This is a genomic window from Mesorhizobium sp. B1-1-7, assembly GCF_006442705.1.
GTDB classification, from domain to species: domain Bacteria; phylum Pseudomonadota; class Alphaproteobacteria; order Rhizobiales; family Rhizobiaceae; genus Mesorhizobium; species Mesorhizobium opportunistum.
In genome coordinates this window covers 82,943-101,621 of sequence record NZ_VFWQ01000021.1, presented here as the reverse complement: position 1 = coordinate 101,621, position 18,679 = coordinate 82,943, and the positions used below count along the sequence as shown (strand labels likewise).

Here is an 18,679-nt window from a genome sequence, read left to right as displayed (position 1 = left end):
GGGGGGTCGGTACGCCCGGGGGCGACGGTTCGTGGAGTCGGCGCGCTCCGGAGAGGACCCCACCCCCGGCCTGCGGCCGGACCCTCCCCTCGAGGGGGAGGGGGACGACGCCGCGACTTGGTTCATAGTAGCCGGCTTTTGGAACTTCGATCGGCTCGACAATTTCCGCATCCTGCCCAGTCAGCCGTGCCAGCCTCTGCACCAGTGCGCTCATGTTGGCCGGGCCGCCCTCGCGGAAATAGCCGAGCAGGCTATCCAACTCCTCGCGCGGCAGCGTCGAGGCTTCGATCAGCCTGAGATCCTCGTCGTGGCTCTCACCCGGCAGCAGCGCCAGTTTTATGCCGTGCGCGCGGGCGGTCGCGGCAAGCTGGTCGCAGCCGTAGCGCCACCAGTCGTACCCGCCGAGTATGCGCACCAGGATGATCTTGGCGTGGCGGGCGACACTGTCGATCCAGAGGTCGACAGACATGGGATGGCGCAGGTCGCGCAGTGCGGCGAGCCGCATCGAAGGCAGGCGGCCGGCATCGGCCTTCCATGCCGCCGCCAGTCCGGCGAGGTCGCTGTCGGTGAAGGAAAGCGCCACGATATCCGCCGGCGTCTGCCGCAGATCGACCGGCTCGGCGAGGTCGTCGAGCGAGGCGGAGGTCGTGGTGAGGATATGCATCGCGGCCCGTGTCCGAGATCAGCCGGCGAGTATGCGTTCGATCGCCGGGCGATTCAGCCCCTTGAGACCGATGACCACAAGGCGCGAACGACGATCGTCCTCGGCCGTCCAGGCGCGGTCATAGTAATGATTGACGCGCGGGCCGACGGCCTGCAGCAAGAGCCGCATCGGCTTGCCGCCGACCTCGACGAAACCTTTGACGCGCAGCACGTTTTCCTGCTCGGCGGCGTTGGCGACGCGCTTTGCCAGCTCGTCGGGATTGGCGATCGACGGAATGTCGACGATGAAGGTGTCGAAGTCGTCATGCTCGTGGTCGAACGCACCGTCATGATGGGATTTGCGGTTCTCGATGTCGTCCTCGACGGCGAGGCCGAGACCGAGCAGCACGGAGGGATCGACCTTGCCATGCGAGGTCGGCACGATCTTCACGGCGCGGGCGGAGTGTTCGTTGATGATGGCATTGGCGCGGGCTGAGCCTGCGGCGTCCATCAGGTCGCTCTTCGACAGGATGATCAGGTCGGCGCAGGCGATCTGGTCCTCGAACACTTCCTCAACCGGGTCGTCATGGTCGAGGCTCTCATCCTGAGCGCGCTGCGCCTGCAGCGCGTCCATGTCGTTGGCGACGCGGCCTTCGGCCAGCGCCGGGCCATCGACCACGGCGATCACGCCGTCGACCGTGACGCGGCTTTTCACCGTCGGCCACTGAAACGCCTGGACCAGCGGCTTGGGCAGAGCGAGGCCCGAGGTCTCGATCAGGATGTGGTCGACCTTCGGCGACAGCGCCAGGATCTGGTCGAGCGCCGGCACGAAATCGTCGGCCACGGTGCAGCAGATGCAGCCATTGGCCAGTTCGACGATGTTTTCCTCCGGGCAGGTGTCGATGCCGCAGCCCTTCAAAATCTCGCCGTCGATGCCGATGTCGCCGAACTCATTGACGATGATGGCAATGCGTTTGCCGCCGGCGTTTTCCAGGAGATGGCGGACGAGCGTCGTCTTGCCGGCGCCGAGAAAGCCGGTGACGACGGTGCAGGGAACGCGGGAAAGGTTGGCGGACGAATCTGGAGCGGTCATGGTCAGTCCTTCAGCATGTCGAGAGGAGGGATGCGAGCAACGAGGCCGCGCTTGAGGCTATCGGGCCGGCCACGCCATGGGATGAGGCCGTCGGTGGAAGTGGCGAAGAGCTTTGCGCCGGCGACAAGGTCGGCGCCGCTGGTCGTGGTCAGATCGCCGAAGACATAGCTCCAACAGCCATCGCGCAGGATCGCGGCGCTCAGCCGGCGCTTGCAATTGCCGAGGCATTCGACGGTGCGGACGCGGATATCTTCGCCCGAGGCGGCGTTGCGCGTATCCTCAGCCAGCAGTTCGCCGGCGCGGGGGTGGGCGTCGGAACCGGTTTCGTCACGGCACGAGGCGCAGACGATCACGGTGACGCCGGCCAAGGCATCGCTGTCGGCGGACGAATTGTCCGCTGTGCCAGCCGAAAAACTGCTGTTCTGGTCCAAAAACCGGGCTCCTTGCCCGGAAACCCGCCGGGCGATCGGATTATGTTGTCGCAGACGGCAGGTCTCCTGGCTCGCGGGTCATCGCCTTGGTTAGCCGCCTTCCCGGGAATTCCCAGTGGCTTTCGGCCTTGGCTCGTCGCTTACAGTTGCGGGGACAGCCGCGGATTTGAGATTTTCATCCCGCACCGCATTCCCTCTTAGCCCCTCTCATTGAAGAGAAGAGACCGTCTGGAGCGGATTTAGGCTGTTGCGGGCAGGACTGTCAACGCGGGCCTACGACATGGCGATGTCGGCAAGTGACTGTCCGAGGTCGCCAGCGGGCGTCACTTCCATGCGCTCAAGCCCGAGCCAGCCCTGCATTTGCTTCAATTCCTCGAAAAGCTGGGCGGCGGTTTCCGCTGGCGCCTTGGGCTCGGCATAGGCCGCGTGGACGCGTAGCACACTCGCCGGCCGATCGGCCTTGAGGTCGACGCGCGCCACGATCCTGTCGCCGAGCAGGAAGGGCAGGACGTAGTAGCCATATTGGCGCTTTTCGGCCGGCGTGTAGATCTCGATGCGGTAGTGAAAATCGAACAGCCGTTCCGAGCGCGAGCGTTCGAAGACCACAGGATCGAACGGGGCCAGCAAGGCACGGGCGTCGATTTTCCTGGGCAGACGTGCATCCTTGTGCAGGTAAGCGGGCTTATCCCAGCCTTCGACGCGCACAGGCAGCAGCTCACCGAGTTCGACCAATTCCTCCAGGCGGCCCTTCATGTCGGCGGGGGACAGGCGGAAATAATCTCGCAAATCGCCTGATGTCGCCACGCCATGGGCGCGGGCGGAGATGCGCAGCAATTCGCGGTGCGCGTCCTCGGCGGCCGGTACGGGCAGATCGAGGATCGCCTGCGGCAGCACGCGCTCGGGCAGGTCATAGAAGCGCTCGAATCCGCGGCGGTGCGCCGTGGTGATGCGCCCGGCCCAGAACAGCCATTCGAAGGCATGCTTGGCATGGCTCCAGCCCCACCAGCCGCCCGAGCCTTTCTGGCCTTCCAACGCCGAAGCGGCGATCGGGCCGCGCGCGACGACCTCGCGGTAGATCTCTTCTATATAGGCGGCGTGCTCACGGCCCCATTTGGCCAGCCCCAAATACATCTCTTTGCCTTGCTCGGCGCGCTGCATGCGCCAGCGCATCAGCGGCCAGGTCTCCACCGGCAGGAAGGAGGCCTCGTGCGCCCAGTATTCGAACACCGTGCGCTTGCGGGTGACGGCGGCGTTGTCGAGCAGAGCGAGCGGGTAGGGGCCAAGGCGCGAATAGAGCGGCATATAATGCGCGCGCACCACCGCGCTGACGGAATCGATCTGCAGCAGGCCGGTGCGGGACAGAACGCGGGCGAAATGACGGCGGTCGGGCGTGCCATTGGGGCGGGGGTCGAGAAAGCCTTGAGCGGCGAGCGCGATGCGCCGGGCGGTGGCAAGCGAGATCTTTTCCTTCATTCGGATGCGACTCTTGTAACTCGATGACCGTCGTTTGATGGGTGATTCCTGCCCATGCTAGCAGGGTTTTGGCGGCATCCATGTCAGGAGAGATAAGTGGAGTAGAAAGCGAAGGAAATCGAACAGGAGCGTATCGGACCAGTTTCTCCGTATATGCCGTCCAGCACCGCCTTTTGAACAAGGTTTGACTTGCTTCGCTGGAAGTGCTGCGCTAACCCTCGCCGCGTTGCAGCATAGGCCCCTTAAAACGGTTCAGCGGTTAAACTGTCACGCTTCCGCATTAAGGTCCGGTGCTGTAATCAAAATGGATTGGCGCCAACGGAAAGCCGCTGCATGAACGCACTTCTCAGTTCGTACCTGCCCATCGTCCTGTTCATCGGCGTGGCGCTGGTCGTCGGCCTGGCGCTGCTGGCCGCACCGTTCCTGGTGGCGTACCGCAACCCCGATCCCGAAAAGCTTTCCGCCTACGAGTGCGGTTTCAACTCGTTCGACGACGCCCGCATGAAATTCGACATCCGCTTCTACCTGGTGTCGATCCTGTTCATCATCTTCGACCTGGAAGTGGCCTTCCTGTTTCCCTGGGCGGTGTCCTTCTCGAAGATCGGCATGCTCGGTTTCTGGTCGATGATGGTGTTTTTGGCAGTGCTGACCATCGGCTTTGCCTATGAATGGAAAAAAGGAGCGCTGGAATGGGATTGAACGACAGTTCAGGCACCCTCGTCGCGCCGAAGCCCAAGGGTATCATCGATCCCAACACCGGCAAGCCGGTGGGACAGGACGATCCCTTCTTCCTCGAAATCAACAACGAGCTTGCCGACAAGGGTTTCCTGGTCACCTCGACCGAGGCGCTGATCACCTGGGCGCGCAGCGGCTCGCTGATGTTCATGACCTTCGGTCTGGCGTGCTGCGCGGTCGAGATGATCCATACCTCGATGCCGCGTTATGACTCGGAGCGGTTCGGCGTCGCGCCGCGCGCGTCGCCGCGCCAGTCCGACATCATGATCGTCGCCGGCACGCTGACCAACAAGATGGCGCCGGCGCTGCGCAAGGTCTACGACCAGATGCCGGAGCCACGCTACGTCATATCGATGGGCTCCTGCGCCAATGGCGGCGGCTACTATCACTATTCCTATTCGGTGGTGCGCGGCTGCGACCGCGTCGTGCCGGTGGACATCTATGTGCCCGGCTGCCCGCCGAGCGCCGAAGCCCTGCTCTACGGCATTCTTCTGCTGCAGAAGAAGATCCGCCGCACCGGCACTATCGAACGGTAAATCCATGGCCGCATCCCTTAGCGAACTGTCGACCTATCTCGGCGAGAAGCTGCCTGGCCGCTTCAGTGACGCGGTGCTTGCCTATGGCGAGCTTACCGTTCACGTCGAGCCGCAAAACCTGGTCGAGGTGGTAACCTTCCTTCGCGACGACGCACGCTGCCAGTTCATTTCTATCATCGATGTCTGCGGTGCCGATTATCCGTCGCGGGCCAAGCGCTTCGACGTCGTCTATCATCTATTGTCGCCGAGGCAGAATGTGCGCATCCGCGTCAAGGTGCAGGCCGACGAGGAGACGATGGTGCCGTCGATCACCGGCGTCTTTCCTGGTGCCGACTGGTTCGAGCGCGAGACCTACGATCTCTATGGCGTGCTGTTCTCGGGCCATCCCGATCTGCGCCGCCTGTTGACCGACTACGGCTTCGAAGGCCATCCGCTGCGCAAGGATTTCCCGCTGACCGGTTTTGTCGAAGTGCGTTACGACGACGAAGCCAAGCGCGTCATCTACGAGCCGGTCGAGCTCAAGCAAGAATTCCGCAATTTCGATTTTTTGTCCCCGTGGGAAGGTACGGACTACGTGCTGCCGGGTGACGAGAAGGCAAAGCAGTAAATGGCTGAAACCTCCGTCCGCAATTTCAACATCAACTTTGGACCGCAACACCCTGCGGCGCACGGCGTTTTGCGCCTTGTTCTCGAACTCGACGGCGAAGTCGTCGATCGCGTCGATCCGCATATCGGGCTCCTGCATCGCGGCACGGAAAAGCTGATCGAGGCCAAGACCTATCTGCAGGCGGTTCCTTATCTCGACCGGCTCGATTATTGCGCGCCGATGAACCAGGAGCATGCCTTTGCGCTGGCTGCCGAGCGTCTGCTTGGCATCGAGGTGCCGAGGCGCGGCCAGTTGATCCGCGTGCTCTACTGCGAAATCGGCCGCATCATGTCGCATATCCTCAATGTGACGACGCAGGCGATGGACGTCGGCGCGCTGACGCCGCCGCTGTGGGGCTTCGTCGAGCGCGAAAAGCTGATGGTGTTCTATGAGCGCGCCTCCGGCTCGCGCATGCATGCCGCCTATTTCCGCCCCGGCGGCGTCCACCAGGACCTGCCGCGCCAGCTGGTCGAGGATATCGGCAAGTGGATCGACCCGTTCCTGAAGTCGCTCGACGATCTCGACAAGCTGCTGACCGGCAACCGCATCTTCAAGCAGCGCAATGTCGATATCGGCATTGTTTCGCTGGCCGATGCCTGGGCCTGGGGCTTTTCCGGCGTCATGGTGCGCGGCTCGGGCTCGCCTTGGGATTTGCGCAAGTCGCAACCCTATGAATGCTATTCGGAAATGGATTTCGACATTCCGATCGGCAAGAACGGCGACTGCTTCGACCGTTACCTGGTGCGCATGGAAGAGATGCGGCAGTCCGCGAAGATCATGCGCCAGTGTGTCGATCTCCTGCTCGGCAAGGAAAGCACCGGACCGGTGTCGAACCTCGACGGCAAGGTGGTGCCGCCGAAGCGCCAGGCGATGAAGCGCTCGATGGAAGCGCTCATCCACCACTTCAAGCTCTACACCGAGGGCTATCGCGTGCCGGCCGGCGAAGTCTATGCGGCCGTCGAGGCGCCGAAGGGCGAGTTCGGCGTCTACCTGGTCTCCGACGGCACCAACAAGCCCTATCGCTGCAAGCTGCGCGCGCCCGGCTTCGCGCATCTGCAGGCCATGGATTTCCTGTGCCGCGGCCACATGCTGGCCGACGTCACCGCCGTTCTTGGCTCCCTCGACATCGTGTTTGGTGAGGTCGATCGCTAAATGTCAGTCCGCCGTCTCGCAGAAGCCAGCGTCCAGCCAGCCTCCTTCGCCTTCAACCGGGCGAATGCGGCCGTAGCGAAGCAATGGATCAAGAAATACCCGAAGGGCCGGGAGCAGTCGGCGATCATCCCGCTTCTGATGATAGCGCAGGAGCAGGAAGGCTGGGTCACCAAGGCCGCGATCGAGACGATTTCGGACATGCTCGGCATGCCGCGTATCCGCGGTCTCGAGGTCGCGACCTTCTACACGCAATACCAGCTCAATCCCGTCGGCACGCGCGCGCACATCCAGGTCTGCGGCACCACGCCCTGCATGCTGCGCGGTTCGGAAGCGCTGATGGATATCTGCCGGTCCAAAATCCATCACGACCAGTTCCACACCAACGACAAGGGCACCTTGTCGTGGGAGGAGGTCGAGTGCCTCGGCGCCTGCGTCAACGCGCCGATGGTCATGGTCTTCAAGGACACGTTCGAGGACCTGACACCCGAAAGGCTGGCCGAAATCATCGATCTCTATGATGCGGGCAAGGGCGCCTCGGTGGCGCCGGGACCGCAGAACGGCCGCGCCGGCTCGGAGCCGGCCTCTGGCCTCACCACGCTGAAGAGCGAAAAGGCGATCCTCAAGTCGACCCGCGACCGGGAAGCCCGGGAGGCCGCAAAGGCCGCCAAGGCGGCGCCCGACGCGATCATCGCGGCGCCGGTTCCGGCACCCGCCACCGCCCCTGTCGCGCCGTCCAATGCCAGCAAGCCGAAGACCGATGCGGCCGAGACCAGCCCGGCATTGAAGACACCCTCGAAGACCAAGGTGGCGCCGGCGGCGGAGAAGGCGGCGAGCGTTTCGGCGCCTCGGCATTCGGCCGTCAATGCCAACAAGGCGGCCCCCGAGGTCGAGAAGGTTTCCAAGCAGCGCAGTGGGCCGATCGCCAAGGCCGAGCCGGTCACCGCCTTCAAGGCGCCGGAGGCCAAGGTGCCCATGGCAAAGCCGGCAAAGCCATCGCTTGAGGACAAGAACCGTCCGGCGGGCATCGACAGGCCGGCCGCGGTCGACGACCTCAAGCTGATCTCCGGCGTCGGTCCGAAGATCGAGGGCATCCTGCATACGCTGGGCATCTTCACCTTCGCGCAGGTCGCGTCGTGGAAGAAGGCCGAGCGCGAGTGGGTCGACGGCTATCTTTCCTTCCAAGGCCGCATCGACCGCGATGACTGGGTCAAGCAGGCCAAGGCGCTCGCCAAGGGCGGTGTCGCCGAATACATCCGCGTTTTCGGCAAGAAGCCGGTCTGAGGGACGAAAAATGCTTCAGGACAAAGACCGCATCTTCAACAACATCTACGGCCTGTTCGACAAGTCGCTGGCCGGCGCGATGGCGCGCGGCGCCTGGGACAACACGCCCGGCATCATCGCCAAGGGGCGCGAGTGGATCGTCAACGAGATGAAGGCGTCGGGCCTGCGCGGCCGTGGCGGCGCCGGCTTCCCGACCGGCTTGAAATGGTCGTTCATGCCCAAGCAGAGCGACGGCCGGCCGAGCTATCTCGTCGTCAATGCCGATGAATCCGAGCCCGGCACCTGCAAGGACCGAGACATCCTGCGCAACGATCCGCACACGCTGGTCGAGGGCTCCTTCATCGCCGGCTTCGCCATGGGGGCGGTCGCCGCCTATATCTACGTACGCGGCGAGTTCATCAGGGAACGCGAGGCGCTGCAGCGCGCCATCGACGAGGCCTATGAGGCCAAGCTGATCGGCAAGAACAACACGTCGGGCTACGATTTCGACATCTACATGCACCACGGCGCCGGCGCCTATATATGCGGCGAGGAGACAGCACTCCTCGAAAGCCTCGAAGGCAAGAAGGGCCAGCCCAGGCTGAAGCCGCCATTCCCCGCCAATGTCGGCCTCTATGGCTGTCCGACGACCGTCAACAATGTCGAGTCGATCGCGGTGGCGCCGACCATCCTGCGCCGCGGCGCGGCCTGGTTCTCGTCCTTCGGCCGGCCCAACAATGTCGGCACCAAGCTGTTCTGCATCTCCGGCCACGTCAACAATCCGTGCACTGTCGAAGAGGCGATGTCGATCCCGTTCCGCGAACTGATCGAGACGCATTGCGGCGGTATTCGCGGCGGCTGGGACAATCTCTTGGCGGTCATCCCGGGCGGCGCCTCGGTGCCGCTGGTGCCGGCCGAGCAGATCATCGACACGCCGATGGATTTCGACGCGCTGCGCGACCTGAAGTCCGGTCTCGGCACGGCGGCCGTCATCGTCATGGACAAGTCGACCGATGTGGTGAAAGCGATCGCGCGGTTGTCCTATTTCTACAAGCATGAGAGCTGCGGCCAGTGCACGCCGTGCCGCGAAGGCACCGGCTGGATGTGGCGGGTGATGGAGCGGCTGGTGCGCGGCGAGGCGCAGAAGCGCGAGATCGATATGCTGCTCGACGTCACCAAGCAGGTCGAGGGCCACACGATCTGCGCACTGGGCGACGCGGCGGCATGGCCGATCCAGGGCCTGATGCGGCATTTCCGCGGCGAGGTGGAGCGGCGCATCGACGAGTTTTCCCGCAACGCGCACCGGGCTGAGCCGGTGATGGTGGCTGCGGAATAAATTTGTGACCGCGGGCGAAAGCCCGGGACGAGACGAACGGGGCGGGGCGAACGAAGAAACGACCAGGAGAACTTTCTATGGCGCCGTATTCGTACCCATTGATGCCCAATTTGGACCAGATCGAGAAGATGAACCAGGACCTGACCAGGATGATGCCGAAGGAGATGGCCAGCGCCGTCAACCTTTTCGCGCATCCTGTCGCGGGTGCCGCTGCGATGTCGGCCTTGAGCCTCGGGCTCGCCAACCACGCGTTCGGCGTCTGGCTGGGCGCGCTTTCGGGGGCCGCCGAGGCATCACAGCGCCTCATGCAGCCGCTGATCGAGGATTTCGAGACGCGCGTCGAAGGATTCGAGGACGCGAACTCTTCGTCCACCAAGGCGCGGGCGACGGCGAAGACCATGATTGCCGAGGCGCAGTCCTTCGCGCAGGAAGTCACCAACATTGCCGCCAAGGAAGCCGCCACCGCGGCGCCGGTGGCCAGTGCCGGCCCGGCAACGGGCGACGTCCCCGACGCATTGTTGCCCGAGGATTTCCGCCAGCCCAAGGCCATGGACAAGCCGGCGAAGCCGTCGGACTTGAAAGCGATATCGGGCATCGGGCCGAAGCTCGAGAAAGTTCTGAACGGGCTCGGCATCTGGACGTATGCCCAGATCGCGGCCTGGTCGCCACAGGAGATCGCCTGGGTCGACGACTATCTGTCGTTCAACGGCCGCATCGGCCGTGACGATTGGACTGCCCAGGCAACTGTGCTGTCCGCGAAGAAGTGAATGAAATGTCGGGCGCTGCGTCTGTCGCGCCCGGGAAATTAGATTGCGGGAAATCCGCAGGGGTTTGAGGCGAATGGCAAAGCTCAAGGTCGACGGGAAAGAGATCACTGTACCCGACCACTATACGCTGCTGCAGGCGGCGGAAGACGCGGGCGCGGAAGTGCCGCGCTTCTGCTTCCACGAGCGGCTGTCGATCGCTGGCAACTGCCGTATGTGCCTGATCGAGGTCAAGGGCGGGCCGCCCAAGCCGCAGGCCTCCTGCGCCATGGGCGTGCGCGACCTGCGCCCGGGCCCCAATGGCGAGCCGCCGGAGATCTTCACCAACACGCCGATGGTCAAGAAGGCCCGGGAAGGCGTGATGGAGTTCCTGCTGATCAACCATCCGCTCGACTGCCCGATCTGCGACCAGGGCGGCGAATGCGACCTGCAGGACCAGGCGATGGCCTTCGGCGTCGATTCCTCGCGCTATCACGAGAACAAACGCGCGGTCGAAGACAAATATATCGGCCCGCTGGTCAAGACGGTGATGAACCGCTGCATCCACTGCACGCGCTGCGTCCGCTTCACCACCGAAGTCGCCGGCATTTCCGAACTCGGCCTGATCGGCCGTGGCGAGGATGCCGAGATCACCACCTATCTCGAAAGCGCGATGACATCGGAGCTGCAGGGCAATGTCATCGATCTCTGCCCCGTCGGCGCGCTGACGTCCAAGCCGTTCGCCTTCCAGGCGCGGCCGTGGGAGCTGACCAAGACCGAATCCATCGATGTGATGGATGCCGTCGGCTCGGCGATCCGAGTCGATAGCAGAGGCCGCGAGGTGATGCGCATCCTGCCGCGCGTCAACGAGCAGGTGAACGAGGAGTGGATCTCCGACAAGACCCGCTTCATCTGGGACGGCCTGCGCACGCAGCGTCTCGACCGGCCCTATGTGCGAAAAGACGGAAAGCTGGTTCCGGCAAGCTGGGCCGACGCGTTCGCCGCTATCAAGGACGCTGTGTCGAAGACGACGCCCGAGAAGATCGGCGCCATCGCGGGCGATCTGGCCGCGGTCGAGGAAATCTACGCGCTGAAGCTGCTGATGGCTTCGCTCGGCTCCAGGAACACCGATTGCCGCCAGGATGGCGCCGCGCTCGACCCGGCGCTCGGCCGTGCCAGCTACATCTTCAACCCGACCATCGAAGGCATCGAGCAGGCCGATGCGGTGCTGATCATCGGCGCCAATCCGCGCTTCGAGGCCTCGGTGCTGAATGCCCGCATCCGTAAGCGCTGGCGGGTCGGCAATCTGCCGGTCGGCGTCATCGGCGATATCGGCGACACCCGCTACGAGTACGAACTGCTCGGTGCCGGTCCGGATTCGCTGAAGGATCTGGCTGACGGCAATGGCAAGTTCTTCCAGACGCTGAAGAAGGCCACGCACCCACTGATCATCATCGGCCAGGGCGCATTGGCACGCGCGGACGGTGCTGCCGTGCTCGGCCAGGCAGCCAAGCTCGCCACCGCGGTGAACGCCGCACGGGCCGACTGGAACGGCTTTGCCGTGCTGCACAATGCGGCTGGGCGCGTTGGCGGCCTGGATCTCGGCTTCGTGCCGGGCGAGGGCGGCAAGAACGTCGCCGGCATGCTCGGCGAGACGGACGTGCTGTTCCTGCTCGGCGCCGACGAGATCGACATGAGCAAGACCGGCGGCGCCTTCGTCGTCTATATCGGCACCCATGGCGACGCCGGCGCGCACCGCGCCAATGTCATCCTGCCGGCGGCCGCCTACACCGAAAAGTCGGGCACCTATGTCAACACGGAAGGGCGCGTGCAGCAGACCAACCGCGCCGGCTTCGCGCCGGGCGATGCGCGCGAGGACTGGGCGATCCTGCGGGCGCTGTCGGACGTGCTGGGCAAGAAGTTGCCGTTCGATTCGCTGCCGCAACTGCGCGCCAAGCTCTATGGCGAATACCCGCATCTGGCCCGCATCGACCAGGTCGCGGCCGGCAATGCCGAGGACATCGCCGGGGTGGCGAAGCTCGGCGGGCGGCTGAACAAGGGCGCCTTCACCTCGCCGGTCAAGGATTTCTACCTGACCAACCCGATCGCGCGGGCGTCCGCCGTGATGGCGGAATGCTCGGCACTGGCCAAGAGCGGCTTCAAGCAGGCGGCGGAATAAGCATGGACACCTTCTTCTCCTTCTACGTGCTGCCGGCGCTGCTGATCCTGCTGAAATCAGTGGTGCTGATCGTCGTGCTGCTGATCTTCGTCGCCTACATCCTCTATGCTGACCGCAAGATCTGGGCAGCGGTGCAGTTGCGTCGCGGGCCGAACGTCGTCGGCCCCTGGGGCACGCTGCAGGCCTTCGCCGACCTGTTGAAGTTCGTCTTTAAGGAACCGGTCATCCCGTCAGGCGCCAACAAGGGCGTGTTCCTCCTGGCGCCGCTGGTGTCGGCGGTGCTGGCGATCTCGGCCTGGGCGGTCATTCCCGTCAGCCAGGGCTGGGCGATCGCCAACGTCAATGTCGGCATCCTCTATGTCTTCGCCATCTCCTCGCTCGAGGTCTACGGCGTGATCATGGGCGGCTGGGCGTCGAACTCGAAATATCCGTTCCTCGGCGCGCTGCGCTCGGCGGCTCAGATGGTGTCCTACGAGGTCTCGATCGGCTTCGTGATCGTCACGGTGCTGCTCACCGCCGGATCGCTCAACCTCAGCGATATCGTGCTGTCGCAGCAGGGTGGAATTGGCACGCGGCTTGGCTTGCCCAACACCTTCCTCGACTGGAACTGGCTGGCGCTGTTCCCGATGTTCATCATCTTCTTCATCTCGGCGCTGGCCGAGACGAACCGGCCGCCCTTCGACCTGGTCGAAGCCGAATCGGAGTTGGTCGCCGGCCACATGGTCGAGTATTCGTCGACGCCGTTCCTGCTGTTCTTCCTCGGCGAATATGTCGCGATCGTGCTGATGTGCGCGCTGGCCACCATCCTGTTCCTCGGCGGCTGGCTGCCGCCCTTCGACTTCGCGCCCTTCACCTGGGTGCCCGGCGTCATTTGGTTTGTGCTGAAGGTCTGTTTCGTGTTCTTCGGCATCTCCATGGTCAAGGCCTTCGTGCCGCGCTACCGCTACGACCAGCTGATGCGATTGGGCTGGAAGGTGTTCCTGCCGATTTCGCTCGCGATGGTCGTGATCGTCGCCGCCTTCCTCAAGTTCACGGGGATGGCGTGATGTCTAATTTCGCGATCCTGGCAGTTGGGGCCGCTTTGGGTGTTCTGCTGGCGTGGCTTGGGTTACGCAAGGCCCCGCCATCCTCGCCGAACTTCTCCAAGCATACCAAATGGAATGGTGTGCCTCTTTCCGTCGGGGAAAGGCAGATGCGCGAGGTTCTGCTGCGTAACGTCAGCTTGGCAGACTATCCGCATTTAGGTGTTGTTTTGTATGGCCTCGTAGGCGCCTTTCTTGCGCTGTATTTCTTTGGGAGTGGCGAATGGGTGCACTAACTCAAGCCGCAAAATCGCTGCTGCTGCAGGATTTCGTCAGCGCCTTTTTCCTGTCGATGCGCCAGTTCTTCGCGCCGAAGGAGACGATCAACTATCCGCACGAGAAGGGGCCGGTGAGCCCGCGCTTCCGGGGCGAGCATGCCTTGCGCCGCTATCCCAATGGCGAGGAACGCTGCATCGCCTGCAAGCTGTGCGAGGCGATCTGCCCGGCGCAGGCGATCACCATCGAGGCCGGCCCGCGCCGCAATGACGGCACGCGCCGCACCGTGCGTTACGACATCGACATGGTGAAGTGCATCTATTGCGGCTTTTGCCAGGAAGCCTGCCCGGTCGACGCCATCGTCGAGGGGCCGAATTTCGAGTTCGCGACGGAGACGCGCGAGGAACTCTACTACGACAAGGACAGGCTGTTGGCGAATGGCGACCGGTGGGAGCGCGAACTGGCGCGCAACATCTCGCTGGACTCGCCCTACCGCTGATATCGACGCGTGGACGGGGCGAGGGGCCTCGTCCAAAGGATGATCCCGAAAAGTTGCGGACTTTTCGGACCAGATCATCCTCCGGATTAAAAGAGTGTCGCATGTTTCTGTCGATCGGGCCTTTCAACCCGATCGGAACATGCGATAGGACACAACGAAACTTGCGGCCGGAGGCGGCGGCAAAAATCGAACAGGACGGTTGTCCTGTTTCGGATAGGAACCCGGGGGATCCCCAATGCTGAGTGGACTAGAGGCGGCCTTTTTCTACCTCTTCGCCTTTGTCGCGGTGGCATCGGCGTTCATGGTCATTTCGTCGCGCAACCCCGTGCATTCGGTGCTGTTCCTGATCCTGACCTTCTTCAACGCCGCCGGCCTCTTCATGCTGACCGGCGCCGAGTTCCTGGCAATGATCCTGCTCGTCGTCTATGTCGGCGCGGTGATGGTGCTGTTCCTGTTCGTCGTCATGATGCTCGACGTCGACTTCGCCGAGATGAAGGAAGGCGCCCTGCAATACGCACCGATCGGCGCGCTGGTCGGGCTGATCCTGGCGGCGGAACTGATCGTGGTGCTGGGCGGCTACACCTTCGCGCCGCAGCTCGCCTCGACGGTCGCCAAGCCGATTCCCGATCTCGCGGCGCGTTCGAACACGGCCGCGCTCGGCGACATCCTCTACACCGACTACCTCTACTACTTCCAGATTTCGGGCCTCATCCTGCTGGTTGCCATGATCGGCGCCATCGTGCTGACGCTGCGCCACAAGGAAGGGGTCAAGCGGCAGTCGATCGCAGCCCAGGTCGGCCGCACGCCGGCGACCGGCATGGAAATCCGCAAGGTCAAGTCGGGCGAAGGAGTCTGAAATGGTCGTCGGCATCGCACATTATCTGACCGTATCGGCGATCCTGTTCACGCTCGGCGTGTTCGGCATCTTCCTGAACCGCCGCAACATCATCGTCATCCTGATGTCGGTCGAACTGATCCTGCTCGCGGTCAACATCAACTTCGTCGCCTTTTCGGCGGCTCTCGGCGATCTGGTCGGCCAGGTGTTCGCGCTGTTCGTGCTGACGGTCGCAGCGGCCGAAGCCGCCATCGGACTTGCCATTCTCGTCGTCTTCTTCCGCAACCGCGGCTCGATCGCGGTCGAAGACGTGAACATGATGAAGGGTTGACGGAATCACCATGTATCAGGCCATCGTCTTCCTTCCACTGCTCGGCTTCCTGATCGTCGGCCTGTTCGGCACGTCGCTCGGCGCCAAGGCGTCCGAATACATCACCTCCGGCTTCCTCGTGATTTCGGCCGTGCTGTCGTGGGTCGCCTTCTTCAGCGTCGGCTTCGGCCATGGCGAGGTGTTCACCGTGCCGGTGCTGCACTGGATCCAGTCCGGCGGCCTCGACGTATCCTGGGCGCTGCGCATCGACACGCTGACGGTGGTGATGCTGGTGGTGGTCAACACCGTGTCGGCGCTGGTTCACATCTATTCGATCGGCTACATGCACCACGATCCGAACCGGCCGCGCTTCTTCGCCTACCTGTCGCTGTTCACCTTCGCCATGCTGATGCTGGTGACCGCCGACAACCTCGTGCAGATGTTCTTCGGCTGGGAAGGGGTGGGGCTGGCGTCCTACCTGCTGATCGGCTTCTGGTACAAGAAGCCGTCGGCCAATGCCGCCGCCATCAAGGCCTTTGTCGTCAACCGCGTCGGCGATTTCGGTTTCGCGCTCGGCATCTTCGGCGTGTTCGTGCTGTTCGGCTCGGTCAACCTTGGCACCATCTTCGCCAATGCGGCGACCTTCGTCCCCGCTGAAGGCGCGCCGCAAGGAGCGGCCGTGCTCACCTTCCTCGGCCATGCGCTCGACAAGCAGGCGGCAATGACCGTCGTCTGCCTGCTCCTGTTCATGGGCGCCATGGGCAAGTCGGCGCAGGTGCCGCTGCACACCTGGCTGCCGGACGCCATGGAAGGCCCGACACCGGTCTCGGCGCTCATCCATGCCGCCACCATGGTGACGGCCGGCGTGTTCATGCTGGCGCGGCTGTCGCCGCTGTTCGAGCTGTCGCATTCGGCGCTGACGGTGGTGACCTTCATCGGCGCCTTCACCGCCTTCTTCGCGGCGACCGTCGGTCTCGTCCAGAACGACATCAAGCGGGTCATCGCCTATTCGACCTGTTCGCAGCTCGGCTACATGTTCGTGGCGCTCGGCGTCGGCGCCTATGGCGCCGCGATCTTCCACCTGTTCACACACGCCTTCTTCAAGGCGTTGCTGTTCCTCGGCTCCGGTTCGGTCATCCATGCCGTCTCCGACGAGCAGGACATGCGCAAGATGGGTGGCTTGAGAAAGCTGATCCCGACCACCTACTGGATGATGGTGATCGGCACGCTGGCGCTGACCGGCGTCGGCATCCCGGTGACCGTCATCGGCACCGCTGGCTTCTTCTCCAAGGACGCCATCATCGAGACCGCCTTTGCCAGCCACAATTCGGTCGCCGGCCTTGCCTTCGTGCTGCTGGTCATCGCCGCCGGCTTCACCTCCTTCTACTCCTGGCGGCTGATCTTCATGACCTTCCACGGCAAGCCGCGGGCGAGCCACGAGGTGATGCACCATGTCCATGAATCGCCGCCGGTGATGTTGGTGCCGCTGTTCATCCTGGCCGCCGGCGCGCTGTTTGCCGGCATCATCTTCCACAATTCCTTTATCGGCGAAGGCTATGCCGAGTTCTGGAAGGCGTCGCTGTTCACGCTGCCGGACAACAACATCCTGCACGAAATCCATGAGCTGCCGCTGTGGGTCGAGCTGTCGCCCTTCATCGCCATGCTGATCGGCTTGGCGCTGGCCTGGAAATTCTACATCCGCTCGCCGGAAATGCCCGTCAATCTGGCCGCCCAGCATCGCGGGCTCTACGCCTTCCTGCTCAACAAGTGGTACTTCGACGAGCTCTACGACTTCCTGTTCGTGCGGCCGGCCAAGCGCCTTGGTTCCTTCCTGTGGAAGACCGGCGATGGCACCATCATCGACGGGCTTGGGCCGGATGGCATTTCGGCGCGCGTCGTCGACGTCACCAACCGCGTCGTCAAGCTGCAGACCGGCTACCTCTATCACTATGCCTTCGCCATGCTGATCGGCGTTGCCGCATTCGTCACCTGGATGATGCTCTGATGACCGCCTGGCCAATCCTCTCGCTGGTCACCTTCCTGCCGCTGGTTGGTGTGCTGCTGATCCTGTTCATCAATGATGACAGCGAGAACGCACGTCGCAACATCCGCGCCATCGCGCTGTTGACGACGACGTTCACGTTCATCATCTCGCTGTTCATCTGGACCGGCTTCGACAATTCGCAGGCCGGCTTCCAATTCGTCGAGAAGGCCGCCTGGCTCGATTCCGGCATCTCCTACCATATGGGTGTCGACGGCATTTCCATGCTGTTCGTCATCCTGACGACGTTCCTGATGCCGCTTTGCATCCTGGCGTCGTGGGAATCGATCGAGAAGCGCGTCAAGGCCTACATGATCGCCTTCCTGCTGCTCGAGACGCTGATGATCGGCGTGTTCTGCGCGCTCGATATCGTGCTGTTCTACGTCTTCTTCGAAGCCGGCCTGATCCCGATGTTCATCATCATCGGCGTCTGGGGCGGCAAGCGGCGCGTCTACGCCTCGTTCAAGTTCTTCCTCTACACGCTCGCCGGCTCGGTGCTGATGCTGCTCGCCATCATGGCGATGTTCTACCAGTCTGGCACGACCGACATTCCGACCCTTCTGACGCACAGCTTCCCGGCCAACATGCAGACTTGGCTATGGCTCGCCTTCTTCGCCTCCTTCGCGGTGAAGATGCCGATGTGGCCGGTGCACACCTGGCTGCCGGACGCGCACGTCGAGGCGCCGACGGCCGGCTCGGTCATCCTGGCCGCCATCCTCTTGAAGATGGGCGGGTACGGTTTCCTGCGCTTCTCCTTGCCGATGTTCCCGCTGGCGTCCGAGATGTTCGCGCCGCTGGTGTTCACGCTCTCCGTCGTCGCCATCATCTACACCTCGCTGGTGGCGCTGATGCAGGAGGACATGAAGAAGCTGATCGCCTATTCGTCGGTCGCCCATATGGGCTTCGTCACGATGGGCATCTTCGCCATGAACCAGGAGGGCGTGCAGGGCGCAATCTTCCAGATGCTCAGCCACGGCCTCGTTTCGGGCGCGCTGTTCCTGTGCGTCGGTGTCATCTACGACCGCATGCACACACGCGAAATCGATGCCTATGGCGGCCTCGTCAACAACATGCCGAAATACGCCACCGTGTTCATGGTCTTCACCATGGCCAATGTCGGCCTGCCCGGCACGTCAGGCTTCGTCGGCGAGTTCCTGACCATGCTGGGCGTGTTCCGGGTCAACACCTGGGTCGCGTTCTTCGCCGCCACCGGCGTCATCCTGTCGGCCGCCTACGCGCTCTGGCTCTACCGCCGGGTGATCTTCGGCGCGCTGACCAAGGATAGCCTGAAGGGGCTGCTCGACCTGTCGCCGCGCGAGAAGGCCATCATCTACCCGTTGGTGGTGCTGGTCATCTTCTTCGGCGTCTATCCCGCTCCGGTCTTCGACGCGACGGCCCAATCGGTCAAGTCGCTCGTCACCAATGTCACCGCATCCATCGGCGCCGCGCAGACCGCGGCGGCGAACTGAC

Annotated in this window: 18 protein-coding genes, 1 pseudogene and 1 riboswitch; of the genes and pseudogenes, 15 read left to right on the top strand and 4 right to left on the bottom strand. The window is 63.4% G+C overall.

What is annotated here, in order from left to right; translation table 11 throughout:
• The 4 genes and pseudogenes from FJ978_RS28585 to FJ978_RS28570 all read right to left on the bottom strand — a co-directional run.
• Window positions 1–664 (bottom strand): annotated as a pseudogene (locus FJ978_RS28585) (cobaltochelatase subunit CobN); the annotation flags it as partial.
• Between the two features lie 18 nt (window positions 665–682).
• Entirely contained in the window at window positions 683–1,735 is a 1,053-nt protein-coding gene (cobW, locus tag FJ978_RS28580; protein ID WP_013894805.1) for a cobalamin biosynthesis protein CobW, read from the bottom strand.
• A 2-nt stretch (window positions 1,736–1,737) separates the two neighbouring features.
• Window positions 1,738–2,166, bottom strand: a complete 429-nt coding sequence (locus tag FJ978_RS28575; RefSeq protein WP_140576010.1) for a DUF1636 family protein — start codon at window positions 2,164–2,166, stop codon at window positions 1,738–1,740.
• Between the two features lie 38 nt (window positions 2,167–2,204).
• A riboswitch (cobalamin riboswitch) is annotated at window positions 2,205–2,410 on the bottom strand.
• Window positions 2,411–2,439: 29 nt separating this feature from the next.
• Entirely contained in the window at window positions 2,440–3,639 is a 1,200-nt protein-coding gene (locus FJ978_RS28570; RefSeq protein WP_140576008.1) for a winged helix-turn-helix domain-containing protein, read from the bottom strand.
• Between the two features lie 333 nt (window positions 3,640–3,972).
• On the opposite strand from FJ978_RS28570, the gene FJ978_RS28565 reads away from it, so the two are divergent.
• The 15 genes from FJ978_RS28565 to FJ978_RS28495 all read left to right on the top strand — a co-directional run bounded on the left by FJ978_RS28565 (window position 3,973) and on the right by FJ978_RS28495 (window position 18,678).
• Window positions 3,973–4,338, top strand: coding sequence for an NADH-quinone oxidoreductase subunit A (locus FJ978_RS28565; protein WP_010910112.1), 366 nt, complete (start codon window positions 3,973–3,975; stop codon window positions 4,336–4,338).
• Window positions 4,329–4,910: an NADH-quinone oxidoreductase subunit B gene (locus tag FJ978_RS28560; RefSeq protein WP_013894808.1), complete on the top strand. Its 582-nt coding sequence runs from the start codon at window positions 4,329–4,331 to the stop codon at window positions 4,908–4,910. Before FJ978_RS28565 ends, FJ978_RS28560 begins: the two co-directional genes overlap by 10 nt.
• A 4-nt stretch (window positions 4,911–4,914) precedes the next feature.
• Window positions 4,915–5,517 carry an NADH-quinone oxidoreductase subunit C gene (locus FJ978_RS28555; protein WP_013894809.1) on the top strand — a complete coding sequence of 201 codons (603 nt, stop codon included), beginning with the start codon at window positions 4,915–4,917 and terminating at the stop codon, window positions 5,515–5,517.
• Window positions 5,518–6,708, top strand: coding sequence for an NADH-quinone oxidoreductase subunit D (locus FJ978_RS28550; protein ID WP_013894810.1), 1,191 nt, complete (start codon window positions 5,518–5,520; stop codon window positions 6,706–6,708).
• A complete protein-coding gene (locus tag FJ978_RS28545; RefSeq protein ID WP_140576006.1) occupies window positions 6,709–7,989 on the top strand; it encodes an NADH-quinone oxidoreductase subunit E in 1,281 nt (426 codons plus the stop codon).
• A gap of 10 nt (window positions 7,990–7,999) precedes the next feature.
• Complete coding sequence (gene nuoF / locus FJ978_RS28540; protein ID WP_013894812.1) at window positions 8,000–9,304, top strand: NADH-quinone oxidoreductase subunit NuoF; 1,305 nt, start codon at window positions 8,000–8,002, stop codon at window positions 9,302–9,304.
• Between the two features lie 77 nt (window positions 9,305–9,381).
• Entirely contained in the window at window positions 9,382–10,071 is a 690-nt protein-coding gene (locus FJ978_RS28535) for an NADH-ubiquinone dehydrogenase (RefSeq protein WP_140576005.1), read from the top strand.
• Window positions 10,072–10,144: 73 nt separating this feature from the next.
• Window positions 10,145–12,226: an NADH-quinone oxidoreductase subunit NuoG gene (nuoG, locus tag FJ978_RS28530; protein ID WP_140576003.1), complete on the top strand. Its 2,082-nt coding sequence runs from the start codon at window positions 10,145–10,147 to the stop codon at window positions 12,224–12,226.
• Between the two features lie 2 nt (window positions 12,227–12,228).
• The gene (gene nuoH, locus FJ978_RS28525; protein ID WP_013894815.1) at window positions 12,229–13,272 is read left to right on the top strand and encodes an NADH-quinone oxidoreductase subunit NuoH; all 1,044 of its coding nucleotides are present in this window, start codon (window positions 12,229–12,231) and stop codon (window positions 13,270–13,272) included.
• Window positions 13,272–13,544, top strand: coding sequence for a hypothetical protein (locus FJ978_RS28520; protein WP_140576001.1), 273 nt, complete (start codon window positions 13,272–13,274; stop codon window positions 13,542–13,544). Before nuoH ends, FJ978_RS28520 begins: the two co-directional genes overlap by 1 nt.
• A complete protein-coding gene (gene nuoI, locus FJ978_RS28515) occupies window positions 13,532–14,023 on the top strand; it encodes an NADH-quinone oxidoreductase subunit NuoI (protein WP_013894817.1) in 492 nt (163 codons plus the stop codon). The genes FJ978_RS28520 and nuoI overlap by 13 nt, the downstream gene beginning before the upstream one ends.
• A gap of 235 nt (window positions 14,024–14,258) precedes the next feature.
• Window positions 14,259–14,879: an NADH-quinone oxidoreductase subunit J gene (locus FJ978_RS28510; RefSeq protein WP_013894818.1), complete on the top strand. Its 621-nt coding sequence runs from the start codon at window positions 14,259–14,261 to the stop codon at window positions 14,877–14,879.
• Between the two features lies 1 nt (window position 14,880).
• The gene (nuoK, locus tag FJ978_RS28505) at window positions 14,881–15,189 is read left to right on the top strand and encodes an NADH-quinone oxidoreductase subunit NuoK (RefSeq protein ID WP_013894819.1); all 309 of its coding nucleotides are present in this window, start codon (window positions 14,881–14,883) and stop codon (window positions 15,187–15,189) included.
• Window positions 15,190–15,199: 10 nt separating this feature from the next.
• Window positions 15,200–17,173 carry an NADH-quinone oxidoreductase subunit L gene (gene nuoL, locus FJ978_RS28500; RefSeq protein WP_140576000.1) on the top strand — a complete coding sequence of 658 codons (1,974 nt, stop codon included), beginning with the start codon at window positions 15,200–15,202 and terminating at the stop codon, window positions 17,171–17,173.
• Window positions 17,173–18,678 carry an NADH-quinone oxidoreductase subunit M gene (locus FJ978_RS28495; RefSeq protein WP_023779181.1) on the top strand — a complete coding sequence of 502 codons (1,506 nt, stop codon included), beginning with the start codon at window positions 17,173–17,175 and terminating at the stop codon, window positions 18,676–18,678. Before nuoL ends, FJ978_RS28495 begins: the two co-directional genes overlap by 1 nt.
• Window position 18,679 lies beyond the last annotated feature (1 nt).